Raw genomic sequence first — 25,627 nt, forward strand, 5'->3', positions numbered from 1 at the left:
GCTGTAGCTGCAAGATAGAGCACCCCGTAGTTTAAGCCTGCGGGGTGCTTTTTTCTTAGAGTAATGTTATTTGCGGGTCCGGCTCGGCCTTCGGCAGCTCGACATCCGGTAGCTTCGCGTCGACGGCTTTTTGCTGCAGCAGACGGTAGAGCCTTGTTGCCAGCTCCGGGGCGTGGTTGTTGTCCGGGGTGTGGATGAACAAATATGGCTCTTTTCCGTCGCGCAGCCACTGCGGCAGGCGGACCAGCCAGTTGGCAAAGAAGGCGTCGTTGCTGGCATCAATGGGATGGCCGATGAAACGGATCATCGGGCGGGCGGCCGTTGCGATAGCATGGACCGGGACCTTGGGCTTCTTTTGGTGGGCGTCGATCACCGCCTCCGTCGTCGGGGGAGCGGCAAACACCGGGCGGCTGTCCATGATAATGCGGTTGGCGCCGTGCTCGATCAGCAATCGGTTGAGCTGCTTTTCTTCTTCCCCCTTGGCAAAGAAAGCCGGATGGCGCACCTCGACACCGACGGGGTAGCTGGCAGGCAGCCTTTGCAGAAACTTTTCCAGAGCAGGCAGCGCGGCCGGACCGAACTGGGCTGGAAGCTGGACTTTCCATAACCCGATTTTGCCTTCGAGCGGGGCCATCGTGGTAAAGAAGTCGGCCAGCAGCTGATCGCAATGCACTAACTGGTTTTGGTGGGTAATGGCCTGGGGCAGCTTGAAGGTAAAGCGGAAATGATCGCCGGTTGCCTCGTGCCATTTCTTGACGGTCGGGCTCCCTGGGGTGGCATAGAAGGTGGTATTGCCTTCGACCGTGTGGAACACTTCGGCATATCTCGCAAGCCTGTCGCCCGGTTTGCAACTACTGCCGTACACACTTTGCTGCCAGTGGTTGTGGGACCACATGGCTAGGCCGAGGCGAACGGGGAGGTTTGCGTAAGTTGAGGGCATGGCGAGGCTTCCAAACTGGGTTTACTGGTCATTGTGCTTAGGGTTTGAGTGCTAGGTCAATCTTTTAAGCCATTGATTTCGGATTTTTCCTTGATCTCATTGGGTACTTTTTCCTAAAGTGGTATTTCGCTTTATTTCCCCTGCATGTTCAAAATACAAAGTGCTAGGCCAGAAGTTGGCTGCCAGCTCAATGGTTCGCTGTTTAGGCGGATTGCCAATTAATTCTCGTGGATCATGTATGTTGAAGGCGCTTGGGTATATAATGCCTCGTTATTTTTGTCTCTCGGCCAGACTGAGCGCGCTAGTTGCGTGATGTTTAACCAAATTGGCCGGGAAGGATTCAGTTTGTGTGTGGTCGACTGCTTTGGGCACAGCCATACGCACAGGAAAGTTAGTAAACAGATCGGGAATTTCATATGCGCACCCAATATTGTGGTCACCTGAACAAGTCCCTAGCAGGGCAAACAGTAGAGTTATGCGGCTGGGTTAACCGTCGCCGTGATTTAGGCGGTCTTATCTTCATTGATATGCGAGATCGTGAAGGTATTGTTCAGGTTGTTGTTGATCCGGATATGAAAGATGTATTCGAGATCGCTAACCAACTGCGCAACGAATTCTGTATTCGCCTAACTGGTGAAGTACGCGTGCGTCCTGAGAGCCAAGTCAACAAAGACATGGCGACCGGTGAAGTGGAAATCTTGGCGACTGGCCTTGAGATCATCAACCGCTCTGACGTACTACCGCTAGACTTTAACCAGAAGAACACTGAAGAGCAGCGCCTTAAGTACCGTTACCTAGACCTACGTCGTCCAGAAATGAGCGACCGCATCAAGCTGCGTGCAAAAGCATCGAGCTTTGTTCGCCGTTTCCTAGACAGCAACGACTTCCTGGATATCGAAACGCCAGTACTGACTAAAGCGACACCAGAAGGTGCACGTGACTACTTGGTACCGAGCCGTGTTCATAAAGGTAGCTTCTACGCTCTACCTCAGTCACCACAGCTGTTCAAGCAGCTGCTGATGATGTCTGGCTTCGATCGCTACTACCAGATCGTTAAGTGTTTCCGTGACGAAGACCTCCGTGCTGACCGTCAGCCAGAATTCACCCAGATCGATATCGAAACCTCATTCATGTCTGCCGAGCAGGTACGTGGCGTGACTGAGCGCATGATCACTGAAATGTGGCAAGAGCTACTAAACGTAGACCTTGGCACGTTCCCAATCATGCCATTCGAAGAAGCAATGCGCCGTTACGGCTCTGATAAGCCAGACCTGCGTAACCCGCTTGAGCTAGTTGATGTGGCCGACATCCTGAAAGATGTTGACTTCAAAGTGTTCTCTGGCCCAGCCAACGACGAGAAAGGCCGTGTAGCGGTGATCCGCGTACCGGGTGGCGCACAGCTAACGCGTAAGCAAATCGACGAGTACACCAAGTTTGTTGGTATCTACGGTGCGAAAGGCTTGGCATGGATGAAGGTGAACGACCGCGAAGCGGGCTTCGAGGGTGTTCAGTCTCCAGTGGCGAAGTTCCTGAACGAAGAAGTCGTTGCCAAGCTGCTTGACCGTACTCAGGCTGAGTCTGGTGATATCATCCTGTTCGGCGCAGACAAGAAGCGTGTTGTTGAAGAAGCCATGGGCGCACTTCGTCTGAAGCTGGGTACTGATCTTGAGCTGACTGATACTAAGGCTTGGGCACCGCTATGGGTTGTCGACTTCCCAATGTTCGAGGAAGACGACGAAGGTAACCTGCACGCGATGCACCACCCATTCACCTCTCCACTGGGCGTGAGCCCAGCAGAGCTGAAGGCGAACCCAGCGGCAACAAACTCTAACGCCTACGACATGGTTATCAACGGCTACGAAGTGGGCGGTGGTTCTGTGCGTATCCACAACGCTGAGATGCAGTCTGCGGTATTCGATATCCTAGGTATCGATGCCGATGAGCAGAAGCTGAAGTTCGGTTTCCTACTTGATGCTCTGAAGTTCGGTACGCCACCGCACGCGGGTCTGGCGTTCGGCCTTGACCGCTTGGTGATGCTACTTTGCGGTACGGAAAACATCCGTGACGTGATTGCCTTCCCGAAAACAACGGCGGCAGCGTGTCTACTGACAGACGCACCGAGCCTGGCTAACCCAGCCGCGCTAGAAGAGCTGGCGATTGCGGTCAACTTGGCGAAAGAAAGCGCCGAGCAAGAGTAAGCAACAACCTTGATTAAGACTGGCCGAAAGGCCAGTCTTTGTTTTAGGGGTACAAAAGCCATAGGATAGAAATAGTGCTATGGTGATCAGAGCTTTAAAGCCAGCCTTAATTTCCAAGCCGGTCCCGGCACTTAATCAATAAAAACTAGGTTGGTCATTTGTGGAACTTCGCCAGTTGGCGAGCAATAAATGGGAGTGTGATATGGCAGGTCATAGTAAATGGGCCAACATTAAACACCGTAAGGCGGCACAAGATGCCAAGCGCGGTAAAATTTTCACCAAGCTGATCCGCGAGATCGTGGTTGCGGCCAAAGAAGGTGGCCCTGAGGCTGACAACAACCCGCGTTTGCGTGCAGCGGTAGACAAGGCGCTGTCGAACAACATGACGCGTGATACCGTTAACCGCGCGATCAGCCGCGGTGCCGGCGGTGAAGGCGATGACAACATGGAAACCGTGATCTATGAAGGTTACGGTCCGGGGGGGACGGCGGTAATGGTTGAGTGTATGACCGACAACCGCAACCGTACCGTATCGGGTGTTCGCCACGCATTCTCGAAAGCTGGCGGCAACTTGGGTACCGATGGCAGTGTTAACTACCTGTTCGATAAGAAAGGGGTTATTTCTTACGCGGCGGGCCTGGATGAAGATGCCGTGATGGAAGCGGCGCTTGAAGGCGGTGCTGATGATGTCGAAACCAACGATGACGGTTCTATCGACGTCTACACCACGCCGGCTGATTTTGGCCCGGTAAAAGATGCCTTGGATGGAGCAGGTTTCGAAGCCCAGAACGCCGAGGTGACTTTGGTGCCATCGACCAAGGCGGACTTGGACGCCGATACTGCGCCTAAGCTGCTTCGCCTGATCGATGCGCTGGAAGATCTGGATGATGTCCAGGAAGTGTATCACAATGGCGATATCTCGGATGAGGTTGCAGCGCAGCTGTAACGCTTAAAGAGTATGTCTATTATTTTAGGGATCGACCCCGGTTCGAGGATCACCGGCTATGGTGTGATCCGCCAAGTCGGGCGGCATCTTGAATACCTCGGCAGTGGCTGTATTCGTACGTCCGTCGAGGATATCCCAGGCCGCCTCAAGCAAATCTATGCCGGCGTGAGCGAGGTGATCACCCAGTTCCAGCCCGATGTCTTTGCTATCGAGGAAGTGTTCATGGGCAAGAACGCCAGCTCGGCGCTGAAACTGGGCCAAGCCCGGGGCAGTGCCATTGTGGCGGCGGTGAATGCCGATTTGCCGGTCAATGAATACGCTGCGCGTCTAATTAAGCAGGCGGTGGTGGGAACCGGCGGGGCTGATAAAGCGCAGGTGCAGCATATGGTATGCTCGGTGCTCAAGCTTCCGGGCAAACCGCAGGCCGATGCGGCCGATGCCTTGGCGGTGGCAATTTGTCATGCCCATACCCATAAAACACTGGTGGCGATGGCGGGGCAAGCCCGCGGGGCACGGCGGGGCCGATATCGATAACTGCCTTTAATACAAAGTGTTATATCGTTACAAAGATATATGCATAATGAGTGTTTGATCAAAAAAGCAGCCTTTGGCTGCTTTTTTGTTTTGTTACGACAATGTTCGATGACATATATTGGTCGGAGGTCATATGACCCTGTGATGGTGATCTCTGCAGATCAGCCCCAACGATACCTGACAATAATAATCGAGACAGAATAAGGAACGGATTCCATGACGCCTTTAGCACTCTGGCGGGCACTGTTTATGCCGACAACTGCAAGTTGGCAGGGCGATGATGCGCGTTACGTCGACACTTTTTTGTTTTTTACGTTAACTTCTTTTTTCGTCGGGATTTATAGCCTGTTCAAATGGTACGAGCATGGCCACAGCGCTTTGGTAATGACCTCGGTGTTGCTGGTATCCCTCGAATGCCTCGCCGGTGTGATCTTCCGTTTCAGCCGGCAACCGGTCATTGCCCTGAATGTTGGCTTTCTCGGTATGGTTATCCATGCGGTTAATATTATTTACCAAACGGGCGGTATCGTGGAATCGACCCAGGCGTTCTGGTCGCCCTTGCTGATTGTCGCCTTTTATTTGTCGGCAAGGTTGCTGATGGCAACCGCATGGTCACTGCTGGTGGTTGTGGTCTCCGGCTGGATGGTCAATAGTCACTTGTCGGGCCGGGTATTCCCGAATGTCGAATTGAGCTCAACTTCCCAGATGATTGAAACCTGGTCCGGCTTCCTATTGCCCCTGGTGGTCATTGTGATTGCCCAGGCTTGGGCATCGCGCCAGCGGCATCAGGCTATCGCGCAGGCGGAAACCGCGCACAAATCGAGCGAGGCGATTGCCGAGCAGGCCAAGCTAGGGGCCAGCCAGTTGGCTGAAGTGCTGGATAAAGCCAGCGGCAATGCCGAATCGCTGACCCAGGTATCGAATGTGATTGAACAGCAGTCATCCGAGCTCCACCAGCAGGTGGGAGCCCTGAATGTGAATTGCGAGTCACAAGCCAGTGCTGCTGAGCAGATGAGCAAGCAGGTCAAGCACCTCACCCTGGGGATGGAAGCGTCCGATCAGTTTGTGACCGAGCTCAAACAGCGCAGCGATATCATCTACCGTCAGGCTGAGACTAGCTCTGAATCCCTCCTGGCTTCCAAACAAGCAATTGCCCGTATCCTCAGCAGCAATGATGAAATCATGTCGGTGGCCGATGTGATCACCTCCGTGGCCGAGCAAACGAATTTGCTGGCGCTCAATGCGGCGATAGAAGCGGCACGGGCTGGCGAGCAGGGGCGGGGGTTTGCCGTTGTCGCCGATCAGGTGCGTGAACTGTCTGCCAAGAGTAATAGCTCAGCGGTGGACATCCGTGCCTTGCTGGAGCGCAGCCGGCGCGAGGTATCGCAGGGGCAGGCGGTTATCGAGAGCAGCACGGCGGAGCTTAGCGGGATCATTGAGCAGGTCAGCAGCGTGTCGGGCGATGTCACCCAGCTGGCCGACACCATCAGCCAGCAGGTGGAAGCGCTCAGGGAGCTGACCTGTGCCAGCCAAGCCGTGGCCAGCAGCGTGGTGGAAACCAACCAGGTATCCGATGCCGTGGCCTCACAGGGGGCATTGTTGGCTGAACAGGTCGAGCGGCTAAATACCCTGGCCGAGAGCCTTAACCTGGTAGTGGGCATGCGCCAGCAACGTGCATAGCCTTGGGGGCGGGCAGTCAGCAGGAATGAAAAAAGAGCTGGATATACATCCAGCTCTTTACTATCCTAGAGCCAATTTTGTGGATTGAGAAAAGAGATCTTGCTGTGATTGGCCGACTACGTGGAATCATCATTGAAAAACAACCACCTGAGGTATTGCTTGAGGTGAACGGCATGGGCTATGAAGTCCAGATGCCGATGAGCTGCTTCTATGAGCTGCCGGAAGTCGGCCGGGAAGCCATTATCTCGACCCATTTCGTGGTGCGTGAAGATGCGCAGCTGCTGTATGGCTTCAACAAAAAAAGCGAGCGCGACCTGTTCCGCGAGGTGATCAAAGCCAACGGTGTAGGGCCTAAGCTTGGTCTCGCTATCTTATCGGCCATGACGGCCAGCCAGTTCGTCCTCAGCGTTGAAAACGAAGACGTGACGACACTGGTGAAAATTCCGGGCGTGGGCAAGAAGACGGCCGAGCGCTTGGTGGTCGAAATGAAAGACCGCCTCAAGGGGTGGGGTGAGGGCGATCTGTTTACCCCGGCACTTGATACTGCAGCATCGAATGCGCCAGTACAGGATACGGCCTCGCAGGCCCGCGCCGAAGACGAAGCGGTCAGCGCCCTGGTCGCCCTTGGCTACAAGCCGCAGCAAGCCTCGAAGGTGGTGGCCCAGGTGGCCCAGCCGGAGATGACCAGCGAAGCCATTATCCGCGACGCGCTGCGCTCGATGGTTTAAGGCTGTTTTTATTGATGTTGAATGTAGGTAAGGCTCGATGATAGAAGCAGACAGACTGGTCGCCAGTGATTACCCGACAACGCGCGAAGAGGACATTATCGATCGTGCGATCCGCCCTAAGCTGCTCGAAGACTACAAGGGCCAGGACCATGTCCGGGATCAGATGGAGATCTTCATCAAAGCGGCCAAGCTGCGAGATGAAGCCTTGGATCACTTGCTGATTTTCGGTCCGCCGGGATTGGGGAAGACCACCCTGGCTAACATCGTTGCCAACGAGATGGGCGTGAGCATCCGCACCACGTCGGGACCGGTATTGGAAAAGGCGGGCGATCTGGCCGCCCTGTTGACCAACCTGGAAGAAAACGATGTGCTGTTCATCGATGAGATCCACCGTCTCAGCCCGCAGGTCGAGGAGGTGCTGTATCCGGCGATGGAGGACTACCAGTTGGATATCATGATCGGTGAAGGTCCGGCAGCGCGCTCTATCAAGATTGACCTACCACCTTTTACCCTGATTGGTGCTACGACTCGAGCCGGCTCGCTGACCTCACCGCTGCGCGACCGATTTGGTATTACCCAGCGTCTCGAATACTACAAGGTGGAAGACTTGCGCGGTATTGTCCAGCGCAGTGCCAATTGCCTGGGGTTGTCGATGGAAGAGGCCGGGGCGATGGAAGTGGCGATGCGAGCCCGAGGTACGCCGCGTATTGCCAACCGCTTACTGCGCCGGGTCCGCGACTTTGCCGAAGTGAAAGGCAATGGCCATATCTGCCCGGATATTGCGGGCAAGGCATTGGACATGCTCGATGTCGACAGCAGTGGCTTTGATTACATGGACCGCAAATTGCTGATGGCGATTATCGACAAGTTCATGGGCGGGCCTGTTGGTCTTGATAACCTTGCCGCGGCTATCGGTGAAGAGCGCGATACCATCGAGGATGTGCTCGAGCCATACCTTATCCAGCAGGGCTATCTGCAGCGTACCCCGCGTGGCCGCATTGCCACCCACCGAGCGTATTTGCACTTCGGCTTTGATGTGCCGGAGACAAAATGAAAAAAGGTTGCCAAGAGGCAACCTTTTTCATTTGGGGTGACGGCTGCCAGAACGTTAATCTTGGCAGCCACCACAGGGGGACAGTTTATACAGGAAGTAATGCAGCACCGAGTACACCGCTGTCATCGCCCAGTTTTGCTTGACGAATGGGGGTGTTGCACAGGCCACCGAAGACGTATTGGCTGAGCCGTGACGGCAGATCAATATAGAGACTTTCTTGATTCGACATGCCCCCACCTAGCACAATAACGGCAGGGTCAAAGAAATTTATCACCTGCGCCAATGCTCGAGCCAACTGATCCAGGTAAAGCTCGTAGTGCACTTTGGCGGATGGGTCGCGGCTGACGAGTTCCATGATGTCTTTACTACTCAGCTCTGTCTGGTGTTTTTGGTTATAGCTTTTGGCAAAACCTGTCCCCGAGAGAAAGCTTTCGTTACAGACATTTCGTCCGCAGTAGCATGGATCGGGCGTGCCATCTTTGACCGGGTGGTAATCAGCTAAAGGGTTGTGACCCCATTCTCCGGCGACGTTATTAGGTCCTGTCACAAGATGCTTGTTATAAACAACACCTCCGCCACAACCTGTGCCCAAGATTGCACCAAAGCAACTATGGAAGTCTTGCCCCGCACCATTTACCGCCTCGCTAAGCGCGAAACAGTCAGCGTCGTTGGCTAACCAGACGGGTTGCCCTAGTTCCCGGCTTAGATCTTCCTTTAAGGCATGACCATTGAGGATCAGAATATTGGAATTCTTGATTTTGTCGGTATTGGGGCAAATTGCTCCCGGTAAGCCGATGCCAATGCTAAATCGCTCAGGGATGTGGTTAGCCGCGGTGGCTACAACCCGTTGTATTTGATCGATGAACGCATGATAGCTTTGCTTTTCTGTTTCATAGCGCTGGTAGTACACTTGAACACCTGCCGGAGAATAAACAGCGGCGGCAATTTTGGTCCCACCAATATCAAGGCCTAAACGGTACATAGGTTTCCTGTTGTTCAGTTAGTAGCCCAGCGGGACGTTAATGGTGAGCTTACCGATCGTTTCCATTCGGCTATACTCGCCGCCAACCCAAGGGCTGTCGTTATAGTGGTAGTCCCACATATCATGGCCGACCAAGCCGGTTACAGTTATGCCGTTATCGAAGGTCTTGCGATAGCTAGCCTCAAGTCGGGTGTAAAACTCCACGAACTTATCTCGCAGTACTTCACTGGAATCATCCATGCCAAGGTAGAACTCGAGCTTGTTGTGCCAAGTCAGCTTGAAGTTGTCGTGTTGGATGATATCAAACCACATTTCGTTCTCGGAGCCGTAGTGATACTTAATGCCATCTTTTGCCATGGTATCTAGGTAGTTACGGAAACTAACGATGGAACTGAGTCGGTCGTTCCACTTCGAGACGAGGAAGAAGTTCATCACCTGTTGGCGGTGGCCCCGGACGTTACCGGTATTGCCGTTTTCATGAAATTTGCTCGCGCCGCCCAGCACAATGTACTCCGTTAACAGCGGACGGAAGTTCAAAGTGTGGCTGCCGCTATCCCAAGGCGTAATGCCGTTCGGGAAAGAGGTCAGAAAATCAAACTGCAGGTAGTAGTCATTGGAACTCCAGTTAAAGTCATTGTTGGTGTTTTTGAAGTTCCAATCCCCCTCCCAGGCAAGAGCAGGGCGGAAGGTCCATTCGCGGCCCCAGAAATTCAAACCACGGAAGTGATAACGTAAATGGGCTTCATGGTCCCAGTGGTAACCATTTTTTCTCATGCCTCGGTCATCATCAAAATCAGTGAAGTAATCAATCCGTCGAAGGTCAAGCCACAAATCAACGTTTTCGGTTAACTGAAGCATACCCTGCAATAACTTCTTGTTGACCTCGACTTCGTCTCGTGAATAAGGATTAGGGGCATTGTCATAGTCGTAACGGAAATGGCGGTACTCTGTTTCGTTTTGGATCCAGCCGCCGTTGTTTGCCATGGCTATGCTGGGTAATAGGCTTAGGGCTACTGCTGCTGACAGAAGCGTTTTCTTTGTATTAATTGTCATTATGGTCTCGCTAGATGTTCATTGTCGCAGCAATTATTCAGGAGAAATTCAAGATTCATTCAGCCAATGGTGAATAAATCTTCAATAAGTGATCCTTATCGAAAGCCTGGTCCGATATCCTCGTCCCAGTGTGACGCACCTCACTTCTAGCTTTTTGTGACCTCGATCGGTGACTATCGAAACCATGTTTTTTTTACATTTATAATCAATTGTTTATTTTATTTATCATTACCATCCCCGTTTTCTAGCACGGATATTTTGACGTTTTGGAAGGGATTGAAAACAACCCTATCAGCGCGATGTGATCTTGATCGCTGCGCCCGTCACAAAACTACCCTGGATGCGTGACATTGATCACCTGGGTGAAAAAAAAGCCCCCTCAATTCTCGAGCATTGAAAATTTTTATTATTCTGCACTCGCTCCAGCAACAAAGATTATTGTTTTTATAAGCAAGCTATTGGCTAAGTAATTGATAAAAGGAAAAAGATTTTTTCAGTTTGTTTTGCTGGCTGTTCTGGCGGCTAAATGAGCAAACTAAAAGAATATTTATGCAGAGGTTGATTATGTTACAGGCACTAAAGGGTCAATTAATTGCTTCGGTTCAGGCATTACCGGATGAACCATTACATGGGCCTGAAACCATGGTCAAAATGGCCGGCGCCGTATTAGAAGGTGGTGCAAAAGCATTGCGAGTCCAATCTGCTGCTGATATCCGTGCGGTAAAGTCTGCCTTCCCTGATATTCCTGTGATCGGCCTTATTAAGCAAGACTACAGTGATTCAGAAATCTTCATCACCCCGACAAAGAAAGAAGTGACAGCCATCATTGCAGCCGGCGCTGATATGGTTGCGCTGGATATGACGGGAAGGGCGCGGCCTAGCAATGAAAAAGTCGAAGAATTAGTCGCACTAGCACATGTTGCGGGTCGCCAGGTAATGGCTGATATTGCAACCTACGAGCAAGGTATCACTGCGCAATCGTTAGGCGCTGACTGTATTTCAACTACCTTGTCCGGCTACACCCCGGATACCCAGCACCGTGGTGATACCCCAGATTTTGCCCTGATCCGCAGGCTGAGCCAAACGTTGACTGTTCCAGTGATTGCTGAAGGACGTATTTGGACTCCTGAGCAACTTGGCCAGGTACTTTCTGCCGGTGCCTACACCGCGGTTGTTGGCTCGGCAATCACACGTCCACAACTGATTGCCAAGCGTTTCAGTCATGCGATGGCAAGTTATACGGAGACTGTGTGATGAATGAACTTGCGCTGGGGCTGGACTTGGGTGGCACAAAGATTCGGGCTGGATTGATTGACCAGCAGGGGCAGTTGGTGGTGGCCAATACTTACCCGACGGATATATCTAACGGCCGTGAAGGCATTATGAACAGCATTATCAGTGCTATTGCCCCTTTGCTGACCCGAGCACGCAGAGAAGGCAAGCTGCTAATGGGAATAGGTATTTCAGCCGCTGGAGTGATCAATGTTCGTTCTGGTACCGTCATTGATGCAACAGACAGCCTGCCACAATGGCGTGGAACAAGGCTCGGTTATTTGCTTGAGGAAGAGTTCGGCCTGCATATCTGCACTGATAACGATGTGAATTGTGCCTTGCTTGGTGAGCAATGGCTGGGTGGGGCGAAGAACTATCAGGATGTGGTGATGCTAACACTGGGGACGGGCCTTGGTGGGGCAATGTCCCGTGGTGGCGAGCTTGTCCATGGTGCTGGCTTTTTGGCTGGCCACTGGGGGCGGATGGAAGTGCCGCACCCGTATCGCCCGCAACATTGGGTGACTCTGGAATCCCTTCTCTCGGGGACGGGATTGCGCGAAACCCTGTTGTTCCAGCTACCACTTCAAGAGCATAACAATTATCCGGATGGCATCAGCATAATCCAGGCCTACGCAAACCGCGATCCTAGGGTGATTGCGGCCGTGGAAGACTTTTTCAAATTGCTGGGTAAGACCATTGCTAATATTCGCTGGACCGTTGATCCGGAGTTGGTGCTGCTAGGTGGTGGCATGATCAATTCACGTGATTATTGGTGGGAGCTAATGACCCGCTTTGTTAAAGAGTGCGGTGTGATGACGCCGATCAGACCGGCAATCCTGGGCAATGATGCGGGGATGTACGGTGCAGCCCGGATGGTCTTCAACCACTTCGAATCTCTCAAACATCAACAAGATTAACAGGCAACGGGTCGTTAATTGGACCCGGGAAAGAAATCATGGCTAAGAAAATTTGTTCAGTTGTTTTTCATACGCATTGGGACAGGGAGTGGTACTTTCCTTTTGAAACCTTCCGCGCTCGCTTGATCCGGGTGATGGAGCGCGTTGCCTCGGCCCTCGAGCAGAATGAGCTTGATAGCTTTTTGTTTGACGGCCAGGTTGTTGCCGCCGAAGACCTGCTGGCAACGTGTGAGCCAGAGTTGGCGGAGCGATTGCATGTGCTGATGCAACAGGGCCGCCTGGTACTTGGCCCATGGTATGTGATGTCGGATGAGTTTCTCTGCAGTGGTGAGAGTCTGATCCGAAACCTTGAGATTGGCCGCAAACTGGCGCTGTCATTGGGTAATTACCAAAAGGTGGGTTACTTGCCTGATACTTTTGGCCATATCGGTCAGATGCCTCAACTTCTACAGGGGTTTGACATCAATAATGCGGTGATGTGGCGCGGTATCGATCAGCAATCTTCCGAGTTGCGCTGGCAGGCGGAGGATGGCAGTGAGGTCTTCATGCTGTTCCTGACAGAAGGGTATTATCAGCATCCGCTGAACACAGATAATTTTGTTGAGGGTGTCAACAGTTATCTCGACAAGATCACCGGATGTGCCAGCAGCAACAAGCTGTTGTTGACTCAGGGCGGTGACCATCTGCGTCCTTCCGAGGGCAACATGGCTGAACGTATCGCCCAGTTCAATGCTCAGTCCCAGCAGTATCAGTTGCAGCAGAGTAACCTGACTGACTATATCGATGAGCTTCAGCAGGGTGTAGAGCTTGAGCAATTGCCAGCCATGCAAGGCGAATTGCGCGGCAATGAGAAAGCCTTTGTTCTGCCGGACGTGCTTTCGACCCGCCGATACTTAAAGCAGCAGAACCAACAGGCGGAAGATCGCCTGACAGCTCAGGTTGAGCCGCTACTGGCAATGGCTCCTATCAAGCATTACCCCAACCGTTATTTGGAAGAGAGCTGGAAAATGCTGCTTGTCCAGCATGCCCATGACTCGATTTGTGGATGTTCAGTGGATGAAGTCCACCGAGAGATGGAATCACGCTATGAAAAGTTGTCCCAGCGCTGCGATGCGATGGAGTCAATGGCACTGCTGTCATTAGGGTGCATCAGTGATGAAAAAAATACTCCGGGCAAGGCCGATCCATTTGCTGATGATGCCCGCTTTACGCTGTTTAATCCAAGCCCCAAACGATACAAGGGATGGATCAGCGAGAAAATTTTCTTACAGGGAGAGCTGCGCCAGCATCTGGTACTGACCCAGTCAGGCGGTAACGAATTTGAACCCGTCGTGATCATGGCTGAGCCGGGCTTCCGCTTCACTTCACCGATCGATGATTTTCCGGACCGTATCGAAGGCCATTGGTATGAATTAGGTTTTATCTCTGAGGTTGAAGGCCTGTCTCATTGTGAGTTTACCGTCAGCGAGCGCCAGGCCGCATACGTTGTCGAGCACGTCTGCCGTCGTTCGATTGACAACGATATCTACAGCATAGCACTCGCTGATGACGCCACACTGACCATTACGGATAAGCGCAATGGAAAAGTTTGGTGTGGTGTTGGACGTATCGAAAGCAGTATGGATGCTGGTGATAGCTATAACTTTGCGCCGCCGATGCACGACCATTTCAGCCAGGCAAAGTTGGTCGGCAATGTACAGACCCGGTTGCATCCAGCATTTAGCGAGCTGACTTTCGATATCGAGTTGGCTCAACCTGCTGCATTAGCAGAGCACCGTCGTCATGCATCTGCAAAAGAAGTGGTAAGCCATGGTCAGATGCGAGTACGCCTGTTCAAGGGGAGCGAACATATCGAGTGCCGTTTAGTGTGGCATAACAATGCCCAAGATCAGCGCCTGTCATTGCATATCCCTACCGGCGAGAAGCTTGCAGTAACCCATGCCGATAGTGCGTTCGAAGTTGTTAGCCGTGATGTGGTTTATCAAGATAACAACCCAGTACAGGCCAACAGAGAGGCCAAGGTCTCGGTTAACCCGAGTCAGAGTTTTGTCCATGCTGGTGGGGTTCAGTACATCCACCAGGGGACTCCGGAATATCGGGTGGTTGCAGGTGACTGTGACGAACTGGCTATTACTCTGCTACGCAGTGTGGGCTGGTTGTCACGCCGTGATTTCTCAACCCGTGGCAATGGTGCAGGGCCAGACCTACCAACCCCAGAAGCACAGTGCCTTGGCCAGCATGAGTATCGCTTTAGTTTGGTGATGACGGACTTTGAATCAGCAGCGGTTTGCAATCGTGCAGCATGGTTCAGGCACAAGCCGATGTTGCTTCAGGGCCATAGCCAAAAATGGTTGGAGAATGTGGTGCTTAGTAATGAGGCATTGCAAGTCTCTGCGGTCAGGCGCCAAGGAGATGAGCTTGAACTAAGGGTATGGAACCCAACCGCAGACATCCAGCCATTTACTCTGAATAAGGCTTATCGGGTGGTTTCCCTTGATGGTCGACACCTAGCAACGGCCTCAGAAATTAGTCCAAAACAAATTCTTACAGTGCGTATCGCACACTCCCAATAACTTGAACGTTATGGGGCAGGAATGCCCCATCTACTCTGTAACTCTTGAGGCGAACTATGACGAACTTGGAACTGATTCGTTTATTTTTAATCGCGGCGATACTGGTCTACTTCGTGTATGCCATGATCACCAAGCGAATTTCCACTTTGATTGCTCTTCCAATAATGGGTGTGCTGACAGCAATGGTTGCCAGCGTGGGGACGTTGCCTTTTCTTGGCCTGTTTGCCCATGAAAATGCCCAAGGTGAAACCGTCCAGGGCATCATGAATGCGGTGCTTGGCGATGGTGCCAGAATGATGGCGTCAACCATTGCTGCTTCTATTTTTGGTGGTGCCTTTGCGGTGTTACTGCGTAAAGTAGGGATTGCCGAAGCGATTATCAAAAAAGCCGCTGAGCTCGCTGGGGACCGTGTCCGAGTGATTGCCTTTATTTTCTACCTCGCGACGGTTGTTATCTTCTCGGCTATCGGTGGTCTTGGTGCTGTTATCCTGATTGGCTCGGTGGCCCTGCCAATTATGATGACCGCAGGTATCTCGGGTACGGTAGCTGGCGCGATTATCCTGCTCGGCCTGACTACCGGTGGGGTCATGAACCCAGCAGGCTTTGCCTTTTTCGCAACCATTCTCGAACCGGTGATTGCTGGTGGTTATGATGCGGCCTATGAGATTGTTGCCCGTATGGCGATCACTCTGTTCATTATTTCAGCCTTGGTTTCTGTGGGCTATATCCTGCTGAATGTGAAGAACTCACAGCGCAGTGCTTGGCACGCCCGCAAAACTCAGTCGGCTTATGAGCTTAGCAACTGGGCGCTAATTTCTCCTATTGTCCCGGTAGCTCTGGTATTGGGTTCTATCTACTTGCTACCGCAAGTCATAACGGCAGAGTTGGCGATCATTGTCGGTATCCTCTATACCGTTTTTGTATGCAAAATCAAAGATAAGGTTAATGCAATCGCCCAGTCCTTCGTACAGGGCACCCAAGAAGTGGCTGGTGCCGTAGTGCTGCTAATTGGCTTGGGTATCCTTATTCGGGGTGTCCAGTTCTACACAGTGACGCCGATTATTACCCCTGCTATCGAGACACTGGTTGCGATGCTGCAAAGCCCGATGACTTATGTGATTGGCTTTACCCTTGCGACTCCTTTGGTGCTCTACCGTGGCCCATTGAACTCATGGGGTATCGGTGGCTCACTGCCTGCTATCTTTGCAACTGCCGGCTTCTCACCAATTGCTGTGGTTTGGGTACTTCGCTCTACCGGTATGATGCAGGGCTTCGGTGACCCGACAAACTCGCAAAATATCTGGATTGCCGATTTCGTCCAGGTTGACCCGAATGACATTACCAAGAGCTTGTTCTGGGTCGGTCTGGTGATCACCTTCATTGCCCTGACTTGGGCCATTGTTATCGACCAAATCCCATTGATTTAACCAACGGTGCGGGTGCCGGGCACCCGCTCATGCACACTGATAAGGTAGAGAAGAATGCGTAAAGTACGAATTGGTATTGATGTCGGTGGTACGTTTACCGATGCCGTGGTTATTGATAATCAGACAGGTGAAGTGATCGCCAAGGCCAAACGGCCAACAACCCACCACCACGAGGATGGTGTGGCCCAGGGCATTGTTGAGATCATCAACGAAGTGCTGACCAACAATAATATTTCCCCAGAGCAGGTAGTGTTTATTGCCCATGGCACGACACAGGCAACCAATGCCTTGTTGGAAGGTGATGTGGCAAAAGTTGGCATCATTGGGATAGGTAAGAGCAAGGCGGCATTCAATGAATTGAATGTAAAACACATTGAGCTAGCTCCAGGTAAGTTTCTTGAAACCGAGTTCAGCTATTTTGATGTTGATGAGATCACCAAAGACAAAGCGGATCAGGCCATTAATGAGTTAGTTGCCAAAGGATGCGAGGTGATTGTCGCTTCTGAAGCCTATGCGGTAGATGACCCTCATCTGGAAAAGCTTGTCACTGAACTGGCTCGCGAGAAGGGCCTTTACGCAACCAGTGGCCATGAGATATCCCAGCTTTATGGCCTGCGGATGCGAACCCGTACCGCGGTGGTCAATGCCTCGCTGATCCCGAAAATGATCGAAACGGCCAATATGACCGAGCAAGTGGTCAAGCGGGTAGGCATCCCGTCGGAGCTGATGATCATGCGCGCCGATGGTGGTGTGATGTCGGTCAACGAAGTGCGACAGCGTCCAATCCTAACCATGCTATCTGGACTGGCGGCGGGCGTTGCTGGTGCCTTGATGTACGAAAAAATTTCTGACGGTGTGTTCTTCGAAGTCGGCGGTACCTCGATTGACATCTCAGTGATCAAAGACGGCAAGGTTATTGTTAACAATGCTCAGGTTGGTAAGCATAAAACCTACCTTAAGGCGCTGGATGTCCGTACCTTGGGTATTGCTGGAGGCTCAATGATCCGTATTGGCGAAGGAAAGATCATCGATGTCGGCCCGCGCTCTGCCCACCTTGCGGACAAGCACTATGAGTGCTTTGTCGATGCCCCCGTGACTAATGCCAAGCTCAAGGAGATCACCCCGTTACCGGGCGATAGCCCGGACCATGCCATCATTACCTCCGATCAGGGAGATTACGCCTACACCCTTGCTGGCGCAGCAAATATCCTTGGCTATGTCCCTGAAGACGATTATGCCCATGCTAATGTGGAAGCGGCACGTGTTGCCTGGCAGCCGCTGGCAGAGTATTGCGGAAAAACCGTGGAAGAAGTGGCCCGTGAGGTCATGGACATTGCCTGTGAAAAGATCTGGAATATTGTCGGCCCGATGATCAAAGAGTACGAGGTTAACCCGGAGTACATCGAGTTTGTTGGCGGCGGTGGTAGTGCAGCTATTACCACGTTTGCCCTTGGTGAGAAATATGGCTTTAAAGCCAAAACCGCCAAGAATGCTCCATATATTTCAACCATTGGTGTTGCGATGGCGATGGTTCGAGAGCAGATCGAGCGCTCGGTGGTTGATCCTTCGTCCAGTGATATCCAAAAGATCCGTGCCGATATCATGGATCAGATTGTTGCCCAGGGAGCCAAGGAAGAATCTGTTGAGATTGCCATTGAGGTAGACAAGCAACGAAATATCTTGATTGCCACAGCAACCGGTGCGACCGAGTTCTCCAATGATGGTGGGGTGGAGAACCTGACTGAAGAAGCCATTACTGCCAAGGTGGCTGATGTGTTCTCGGTTGACCGTAAATTGGTGCAGGCCAAAGCACAGTCAGGGGCGTTCCACATCGTCAAGGCACCGAAGGAATCCCGTAAGTTGTTTAACCTGATCCGCAAGACGGAAGAGCATTACGCAGTGGTCAAAAACGATGGCATGATCCCGCTTAAGCTCAAGGGCGCGCAGTTTATCAAAACCGCCCGTAGCGGTTACGGTGATGCGCTCAATACCCTGGTTGCCCAGCTATCTTCTTATTCAGATGCAGGCCAGACTATCCCTAAAGTCTATGCCTTTACCGGCTCGAGGATGTTTGACTACTCCGGGCTGTTTAGCACCGACCAGCTTAGCTCAATGATGAGTATGGATCTGGAACACCTCGATGCCCAGCAGGATATCCTGTTGGTCGCGGCGAAAAAATAAAAGGGAAAAATGATGTCTGATACCGATTTTGCCTATGCACTGAAGCAACTACAGATGGATAAATATGCTGCAAAGATCCCTGTAGAAGAGCATCGGGATATCGTGGAGCAGGCACTGGCATTGGGTGAGCGTGTGGCGGGTGCGTACCGCCACACCAACTTCTACCTGGCTTTTGAGCAAGCGGGCTACAAAATTGAATATACCCGCAATGTGGAGCAGGCCCTCAAGCATGGCTTGATGATGCGGGCCGAGATCATTGAAGACAACCTCGGCAAACGGGTACTTATCTACCGCGACAGTATTGATCAGGCCCTGGCGGATCTTGCTCGATTTGGCGTTGAGGCTAGCTCGGCAATGATCGAGTCACTCTATCTTGCTCACGAGTTCTTTCATATGTTGGAAATGACGGGGCAGGTTGAGGATCCTGTCCTGCAGCGCAAGGTTGTCAGGTTGACCCTGCTGGGTAAGTCGTTCTTCGGCCACCTGCATTCCCCCTCTGAGATTGCCAGTAACCGTTTTGCCCACCGAGCCTGTCAGGCACCATTTAACCCATTGCTAATTGACGAATTATTCATAGGGGATGAAAGTGAAACCCAATAAGACCTATGCTGGCTACGATGTTGTGGTGGTCGGTGGTGGCACAGCAGGTGTTGCTGCTGCACTATCGGCATCACTTCAAGGATTGAAAGTTGCTTTACTTGAGAAGCGAATTGCCCTCACCGGTACCCAGGCTAATGCCATGGTTACCCCATTTATGCCATCTCATGTTCATGGCTCGACAACCGCGGACATGCTGACTAATGCCTATCATCAGCATATGGCAGGCCAAGGCCGTTTGACCTTGCCGGGCAATATGGAATTGTATTCCCCGGAGAGCTTCAAGTTGCTCAATGAACAGGTATTGACCGAAAGTGGTGTTGAGATTTTTTATGATGCGACCGTGATAGCCGCTGATACAGAAAATGGGGTTATTCAGTCAGTGACCGCATTGATTTTTGATAACTTCTACAAGTTTGAAGCCGAGCAATTTATCGATGCATCCGGAGATGCACTCTTATCGCGGTTTGCTGGTGTCCAGTTGATGACCGGTGATACGGATGGTACCCGCCAGTCGGTGTCTTTCCGGTTTGAAATGGCCAATATCAATTTTGACCGCCTACGCCAATACCTGGCTCAGGCTAATTACACCTTCTGTGATCCGGCCGATGAAACCTTTATGGAGTTTGTCCACGTGCCGGGTGTTGAAGCTTGCGGAGAGCTTTTGAAGGTATTTGGCAAAGCCCAGCAAAATGGCGAGTTGACCCCAGAGATTGCACGTTACATCCAAGGTTTCTCTATGCCGGGCAAGCCGGGGTGCCTGTCTTTCAACAACCCGCAAATGCCACAGCTGGGTAATGTTGAGGATCCACAAGTCTTCTCGGAGTATGTTCGCTATGGCCGCAAGATGCAGCACCAACTGGCTGCGTTCCTTGTCGCTAATATTCCGGGTTTTGAGCAAGCGTTTATCTCCCAGGAAGCTAATATGCTCGGGGTCCGAGAGTCAAACCGCGTCAAAGGGCGTTATGTGATGACGGCTAATGACTATGCCCAGCGCCGCAAGTTCGATGATGGTATTGCTAGGGGGGATTGGTATATCGATATCCACAGTGATGACCTTGAAGTCGAAGATGAATCATTCAAGAAGAAATATGACAAGGGTGAATACTATGAGATCCCTTATCGCTCGCTCGTCTGTGGGGAAGTGGCTAATCTGATTTTCGTTGGCCGGATCATTTCCTGTGATTTCAAAATGCAATCGAGTATCCGTATTCAGCACACTTGCCGGGACATGGGCGATGCAGCAGGTCGTGCCTGTGCATTTGCCAAGCAGCATGGTATGGCTCTTAACCAAGTCAATGGGCGTGACCTCAAGGGGGAGCGTGTATGAAGACCCTGTTTATTCCTTTAGATGAGCGGCCATGCAATAAACTCTATCCCGAGTACATTGCCAAGACAGCCGATATTGAGCTGGTTAACGTTCCAGATTCTCTGTTGAGTAATAAAAAGCGGCCGGCAAATACCGAGCAGCTTTGGCAGTATGTGTTTGCCAATATGGCAGGTGTTGACGCGGTTATCCTATCGGTGGAAATGATGATGTACGGAGGCTTGATACCGTCACGTCTCCATGCACTAGAGGACTCTGACAAACAAACGTTTGTCGCTAACCTTCGCCGTTTGAGAGCCCAGAACCCAGAGACAAAGATCTACGCCTATAACTGTATCATGCGATGTCCGAGCTACAGTTCTAGTGACGAGGAGCCGGAATATTATGATGATTTTGGCGCTGAAATCTTCAAAAGGAAGTACTTACAAGACAAGCAGCAGCGCCATGGTCTAGAGGGAGACGAGTTAGTTCAACTTGGGGAGCTCGCTGATAGTGTCCCGCAGTTTGTTCTTGCCGATTTCGAGGGGCGCCGTGCGTTCAACTCATCGGTCAATATGGCTGTAGCAGAACTGGTAAAAGACAAGGTTATCAATTTCCTTGTGATCCCACAGGATGATTCCAGCCCATACGGTTACACCGCACTGGATCAGAAAAAGGTGCTGGGTTACATCGAGCAACAGGACCTGTCGTTTGATATTGCGATTTACCCGGGAGCGGATGAAGTGGGGGTGACCCTGCTTGGCCGGGCGTTTAATGAGTATCACGGCAAGGTGCCGAAAGTATTTCCGTTTTACGCCTCAACCCTGGGCCCGCAGACTATTCCTCTGTATGAAGACCGGCCGATGAATGAGTCGGTGAAGTCACACATCCGTGCTGTTGGCGGTCGCTGGTGTGATAACAGTCAGGAAGCCGATCTCGTGTTGGCTATAAACTCGCCGGGTAAGATCATGCAAGAGGCTGCTCAGCAAAGCGAAAAAGATCTTACATACAGCTCTGGCCGTAACCTGCAGGACTTCGCTCTGCGGATCAAAGATTATCTCGATGCTGGTAAAAAGGTGGTGTTGGCGGATAGTGCCTTTGCCAATGGTGGGGATCTTGAGCTGATTCGCTTCCTCAATAAATTAGGGGTATTGGGCCAACTGGCTTCCTACAAAGGCTGGAACACTAACTGTAATACGTTGGGCAGTACGTTGGGGGCAGGGATGATTGCTGATATTGGGCAACCTGCTGTGGTGGAGAATGTGGTTTACCATGTACTTGAGGATGTCTGCTACCAGTCAGTGGTGCGCAGTGAATTACTACAGCGCTATTTCTCTGATGCGGCATTTGGCCACACTTCCTACCAGCCTGAGCAGGAGCTCCAGGCCATGGCGTACACAGCGCAACGATTGCTGGAGCTGTATCGTGCCTTGACGGCCGATTCCTTGCCACAAGATGTTGCTCTGGAAACCTATGCCCCGTGGCACCGGACTTTCGAGCTTGGTATCCGTTTGAAGGTGGGGGGGTGAGTATGATTGAAACCCCACTTTTTGCCAATATCCAACAACTTCTGCCATCGTTGAGCCCGACACTGACTCAACTGGCAGAATACATCCGCGAAAACCCCCAGAAAGTGGTGAGGCTGACGGTGACAGATCTTGCCCAGCAGGCACAAGTGAGTGTATCGAGCGTCAGCCGGTTATGTCGAGAGCTTGGCTATCGCAGTTATGCTGAGTTTAAGTTGGCGTTAACGCTGGAATGCGGTCAGCAGGAGGTGCCGGTGCAGGGGCATGATCCTTATCCTGTGTTTAATGAGGTTGATCAGGCACTTCGTTTGACTCGGCAACTGATCGATGAAACGAGTATGGAACGGCTTGTGAGTCATATTCACCAAGCACGGCAGATCACCGTACTTGGCGTTGGTGCGAGCAGTATAGTGGCTGATTACCTTAGCTATCGGTTGCTTAGGCTGGGTAAGCGGGTAACCTGTTACCAAGATATGCACTTGGCTGCAATAGCCGCTTCGCAGTTCAACCATCACGATACAATGGTTGTGGTGTCCAGCTCTGGCTCGACCAAGGATGTGCTGCATGCCGTTAAGGTCGCCCACCAGACTGACTGTGCAATTTTGGCCATAACCAATGTCAAAACGAGCCCGCTATCTGAGCTGGCTGACTATCAAGTGGTGGCTGCCGCTGCTGAAACTGCGGTCAATGGAGGGGCGCTGGCAGGCAAGGTTGGTTCATTGGTGCTGGTTGATGTCTTGGTGAGTAAAATGCTTGCTATTAGTGGCTACCATGATGCTGTGGTTGATTCGGCCAATGCTGTCACGGATTTGCTGGTATAGCGCTAATACTGTCGGTAGGGGGAAATAAGGATTCAGATTCAGTTAGATAACAGAGATTTCCATCTATACTCTTTATGAGTAATAAGGAGGTGTTAGATGGTTAAAGCTGGACTGTTAATGTCAGCCTTGTTTGCCCTAGCAAGCTCTATGGCATGGGCTGAGAGTGCCGATAAGACGTCGAAAAATGCGTGTGACTGTGACAAGAAAGTCATTGCTAAACATTATGAGTATGATCCAAGGGGAAATTTGCCCCCGATGGAAGAAATTACCAGTGCGATGGGAAATAGTAGCAATCGGTAATTGAGATTGTAGTAAGTAAGACACAAAAACGAGGCCTCATGGCCTCGTTTTTGTTTTTATCGCCTAGCACAACGATTTTTGTTTTATGGCTGTGTCTTTCGTTACATCTCCGTGACATCTCGAATCGAAATCACAGAAAGAAAATCCGGTTTATTTCACAGCCTGTAGAGCGCCTGCTTGCTTTGTGAGCGGTTTTTAGCAGTTGCTTTTGTACATTTCCGCAAAGCTTGGTTGGTAAAGCGCAATGATTTTTTCAAAAATACGAGCCATATCTACTTCCTCAATCTAAATCTCAATGGTTGGGGAAACAGCCTACAACCCGCCAAAAAGAAGACTTTTACTCTCTGGGCGGCCTTATCTGTTTCTGGGGCTGATTATAGGCATTTTAAATTTATCCAAAAGCGAGTTAATTTTCGCTTTCGCATTATTTTTTCTAATCTTTATTTCTATCGGCTACTGGCCGTAGCGACTTGTTTGTCAGTAGCGGCTAAAGGTTAGTGTTAGCTGAATATGTAGTTCAATCATATTCAATACTCTTTTTTCTAAGGGTAAATAAGCCATATATGAAGTGATAAAACAGAAAGTGAAATGGCATTAATACGTTCAATCACGATTTGAAAAAGTGTAGTTTTGATGTCTTGGTTGGAGTGGGCTGTATAGGGCTGGAAAGTTTGATCTGGGTCAACCAAGGTGTGGGTGGTTAATAAATGAGCAAGGTTTATTGATATTTATCAAAGCAAATTGTGCGATAAATCCATTGAGCATGAGAGAGAATGCCAGTAATATTAGCAATGACTTTATTAGCTGTAGCTTAACAACAAATTAACTAATTTGGTACAGCGTTGCAACATATCAAGGATGTCATTGATTTATAAGATGGTGACAGCCAGGAAGGTGAAAAAAATTGCGGCGTCGTTTGGCTACATTTTGCTAAGCCCAACCATAAGTGCACTGTGTTGTACTGTCGTCAGTCAGCCTGGCGAAAGAAGGAGTTCTCAATGTTCACTGATATCGTCGAACTATCGCGGTTACAGTTCGCATTAACAGCGATGTATCACTTTTTGTTCGTCCCATTGACTCTCGGTATGGCGTTCCTACTAGCCATCATGGAGTCGGTTTACGTAATGACCGGAAAGCAAATCTACAAGGACATGACCAAGTTCTGGGGTAAGCTTTTTGCCATCAACTTTGCCCTGGGTGTTTCCACGGGTCTTACCATGGAGTTCCAGTTCGGTACTAACTGGGCATACTACTCCCACTACGTAGGTGATATTTTCGGTGCGCCGCTGGCTATCGAAGCCCTTATCGCTTTCTTCCTTGAATCTACCCTAGTTGGCCTATTCTTCTTCGGTTGGGATCGTCTATCCAAGCGTCAGCACCTTGCGGTGACTTGGCTGGTTGCTCTTGGCTCCAACTTCTCGGCATTGTGGATTCTGGTGGCAAATGGTTGGATGCAGAACCCTGTAGGGGCAGAATTCAACTTTGAAACCATGCGTATGGAAATGGTTAGCTTTGCAGAAGTGGTGCTAAACCCGGTTGCGCAGGTGAAATTCGTTCACACTGTGGCGTCTGGTTACGTAACTGGTGCGATGTTCGTACTGGCTATCAGTTCTTACTACATCCTTAAAGGCCGTGATATCGCCTTTGCTCGCCGTTCATTTGCGATTGCAGCAGCGTTCGGTATGGCGTCAATTCTATCTGTCATCGTGCTGGGTGACGAATCAGGTTACGAGCTAGGTGACGTTCAGAAGACCAAGCTAGCAGCTATCGAAGCTGAGTGGCATACAGAAGAAGCACCTGCTGCCTTCACCCTGTTTGGTATCCCTAACCAGGAAACGATGGAAACGGATTACGCGATCAAGATCCCTTATGTCATGGGTATTATCGCAACACGTTCTTTCGACACCGAAGTGACCGGCCTGCGTGATCTGAAAGACGAGCACGAAGAGCGTATCCGTAACGGTATGGTGGCTTACGGCTTGCTTGAGAAACTGCGTGCCGGTGACAAGACTCCAGAAAACATTGCAGCATTCGACGAAGTGAAGCACGACCTTGGTTACGGTTTCCTGCTTAAGCCTTATGCTGAAAACGTTGTGGACGCAACAGAAGAAGATATCGCCCGTGCTGCGGATGACTCTATCCCAACAGTATGGCCGCTGTTCTGGAGCTTCCGTATCATGGTGGCATGTGGCTTCCTGATGCTGGGTATTATCGGTGCGGCATTCATCCAGTCTTGCCGTCATAAGATCACCGAGAACAAGTGGGTGCTGAAAGCGGCGCTATACGGCCTACCACTTCCTTGGATTGCAGTAGAAGCCGGTTGGTTCGTTGCCGAATACGGTCGCCAGCCATGGGCGGTGGGTGAGATCTTGCCGGTATCGATGGCGGCATCTAACCTTGCTGCTTCAGACATCATTACTTCTTTGCTGGCAATTATTGCACTGTACACAGTGTTCCTGATTGCTGAATTGTACCTGATGATCAAGTTTGCTCGTCTAGGTCCTAGCAGCCTGAAAACGGGCCGCTACCACTTTGAAAAAACCGATGCACCACAGAACGTGGTATCGCGTCAGGTTGAAGCATAATCAGGGA

Annotated in this window: 20 protein-coding genes; 17 read left to right on the top strand and 3 right to left on the bottom strand. The window is 51.2% G+C overall.

The features are described from left to right. Positions 1–55 precede the first annotated feature (55 nt). Positions 56–940, bottom strand: coding sequence for a DUF72 domain-containing protein (locus tag PTW35_RS05125; RefSeq protein ID WP_281026791.1), 885 nt, complete (start codon positions 938–940; stop codon positions 56–58). Positions 941–1,356: 416 nt separating this feature from the next. On the opposite strand from PTW35_RS05125, the gene aspS reads away from it, so the two are divergent. From aspS to ruvB, 6 genes are all read left to right on the top strand, one after another. Further along, positions 1,357–3,138 (top strand): aspartate--tRNA ligase, encoded by a 1,782-nt coding sequence (gene aspS / locus PTW35_RS05130; protein WP_044622847.1) that lies wholly within the window; start codon positions 1,357–1,359, stop codon positions 3,136–3,138. A gap of 202 nt (positions 3,139–3,340) precedes the next feature. Further along, complete coding sequence (locus PTW35_RS05135; RefSeq protein ID WP_039458826.1) at positions 3,341–4,084, top strand: YebC/PmpR family DNA-binding transcriptional regulator; 744 nt, start codon at positions 3,341–3,343, stop codon at positions 4,082–4,084. Between the two features lie 12 nt (positions 4,085–4,096). Next, positions 4,097–4,618: a crossover junction endodeoxyribonuclease RuvC gene (gene ruvC, locus PTW35_RS05140; RefSeq protein WP_044622848.1), complete on the top strand. Its 522-nt coding sequence runs from the start codon at positions 4,097–4,099 to the stop codon at positions 4,616–4,618. A 216-nt stretch (positions 4,619–4,834) separates the two neighbouring features. Next, positions 4,835–6,298, top strand: a complete 1,464-nt coding sequence (locus PTW35_RS05145; RefSeq protein ID WP_281026792.1) for a methyl-accepting chemotaxis protein — start codon at positions 4,835–4,837, stop codon at positions 6,296–6,298. Between the two features lie 104 nt (positions 6,299–6,402). Beyond that, entirely contained in the window at positions 6,403–7,026 is a 624-nt protein-coding gene (gene ruvA / locus PTW35_RS05150; RefSeq protein WP_281027436.1) for a Holliday junction branch migration protein RuvA, read from the top strand. Between the two features lie 37 nt (positions 7,027–7,063). After that, positions 7,064–8,080 carry a Holliday junction branch migration DNA helicase RuvB gene (ruvB, locus tag PTW35_RS05155; RefSeq protein ID WP_281026793.1) on the top strand — a complete coding sequence of 339 codons (1,017 nt, stop codon included), beginning with the start codon at positions 7,064–7,066 and terminating at the stop codon, positions 8,078–8,080. 85 nt (positions 8,081–8,165) lie between these two features. Here the strand turns inward: ruvB and PTW35_RS05160 are convergent, their stop codons facing one another. Both PTW35_RS05160 and PTW35_RS05165 read right to left on the bottom strand, forming a co-directional pair. Further along, positions 8,166–9,062, bottom strand: coding sequence for an ROK family protein (locus tag PTW35_RS05160; RefSeq protein ID WP_281026794.1), 897 nt, complete (start codon positions 9,060–9,062; stop codon positions 8,166–8,168). Positions 9,063–9,080: 18 nt separating this feature from the next. Further along, entirely contained in the window at positions 9,081–10,115 is a 1,035-nt protein-coding gene (locus tag PTW35_RS05165; protein WP_281026795.1) for a hypothetical protein, read from the bottom strand. Between the two features lie 549 nt (positions 10,116–10,664). Between PTW35_RS05165 and PTW35_RS05170 the strand changes: the two genes are divergently transcribed. The 11 genes from PTW35_RS05170 (at position 10,665) to cydA (ending at position 25,620) form a co-directional block, all read left to right on the top strand. Next, positions 10,665–11,369, top strand: coding sequence for an N-acetylmannosamine-6-phosphate 2-epimerase (locus PTW35_RS05170; RefSeq protein ID WP_281026796.1), 705 nt, complete (start codon positions 10,665–10,667; stop codon positions 11,367–11,369). Continuing rightward, complete coding sequence (locus PTW35_RS05175) at positions 11,369–12,304, top strand: ROK family protein (protein ID WP_281027437.1); 936 nt, start codon at positions 11,369–11,371, stop codon at positions 12,302–12,304. The genes PTW35_RS05170 and PTW35_RS05175 overlap by 1 nt, the downstream gene beginning before the upstream one ends. Before the next feature lie 38 nt (positions 12,305–12,342). Beyond that, positions 12,343–14,877, top strand: a complete 2,535-nt coding sequence (locus tag PTW35_RS05180; RefSeq protein ID WP_281026797.1) for a glycoside hydrolase family 38 C-terminal domain-containing protein — start codon at positions 12,343–12,345, stop codon at positions 14,875–14,877. A gap of 56 nt (positions 14,878–14,933) precedes the next feature. Beyond that, on the top strand, positions 14,934–16,304 hold the full coding sequence (locus PTW35_RS05185) for a transporter (protein ID WP_281026798.1): 1,371 nt from the start codon (positions 14,934–14,936) through the stop codon (positions 16,302–16,304). 54 nt (positions 16,305–16,358) lie between these two features. Beyond that, complete coding sequence (locus PTW35_RS05190) at positions 16,359–18,485, top strand: hydantoinase/oxoprolinase family protein (RefSeq protein ID WP_281026799.1); 2,127 nt, start codon at positions 16,359–16,361, stop codon at positions 18,483–18,485. A gap of 9 nt (positions 18,486–18,494) precedes the next feature. Next, positions 18,495–19,085: a hypothetical protein gene (locus PTW35_RS05195; protein ID WP_281026800.1), complete on the top strand. Its 591-nt coding sequence runs from the start codon at positions 18,495–18,497 to the stop codon at positions 19,083–19,085. Further along, on the top strand, positions 19,072–20,412 hold the full coding sequence (locus PTW35_RS05200) for an FAD-dependent oxidoreductase (protein ID WP_281026801.1): 1,341 nt from the start codon (positions 19,072–19,074) through the stop codon (positions 20,410–20,412). Before PTW35_RS05195 ends, PTW35_RS05200 begins: the two co-directional genes overlap by 14 nt. Next, complete coding sequence (locus PTW35_RS05205; protein WP_281026802.1) at positions 20,409–21,917, top strand: DUF4127 family protein; 1,509 nt, start codon at positions 20,409–20,411, stop codon at positions 21,915–21,917. Before PTW35_RS05200 ends, PTW35_RS05205 begins: the two co-directional genes overlap by 4 nt. A 2-nt stretch (positions 21,918–21,919) precedes the next feature. Beyond that, positions 21,920–22,735, top strand: coding sequence for a MurR/RpiR family transcriptional regulator (locus PTW35_RS05210; protein WP_281027438.1), 816 nt, complete (start codon positions 21,920–21,922; stop codon positions 22,733–22,735). 96 nt (positions 22,736–22,831) lie between these two features. Further along, a complete protein-coding gene (locus PTW35_RS05215; RefSeq protein WP_281026803.1) occupies positions 22,832–23,035 on the top strand; it encodes a hypothetical protein in 204 nt (67 codons plus the stop codon). A 998-nt stretch (positions 23,036–24,033) separates the two neighbouring features. Then, positions 24,034–25,620: a cytochrome ubiquinol oxidase subunit I gene (gene cydA / locus PTW35_RS05220; protein WP_044622850.1), complete on the top strand. Its 1,587-nt coding sequence runs from the start codon at positions 24,034–24,036 to the stop codon at positions 25,618–25,620. Positions 25,621–25,627: the final 7 nt, after the last annotated feature.

Origin of the sequence: Photobacterium sp. DA100, from assembly GCF_029223585.1 — a bacterium.
In the GTDB taxonomy this organism is placed as follows: Bacteria; Pseudomonadota; Gammaproteobacteria; order Enterobacterales; family Vibrionaceae; genus Photobacterium.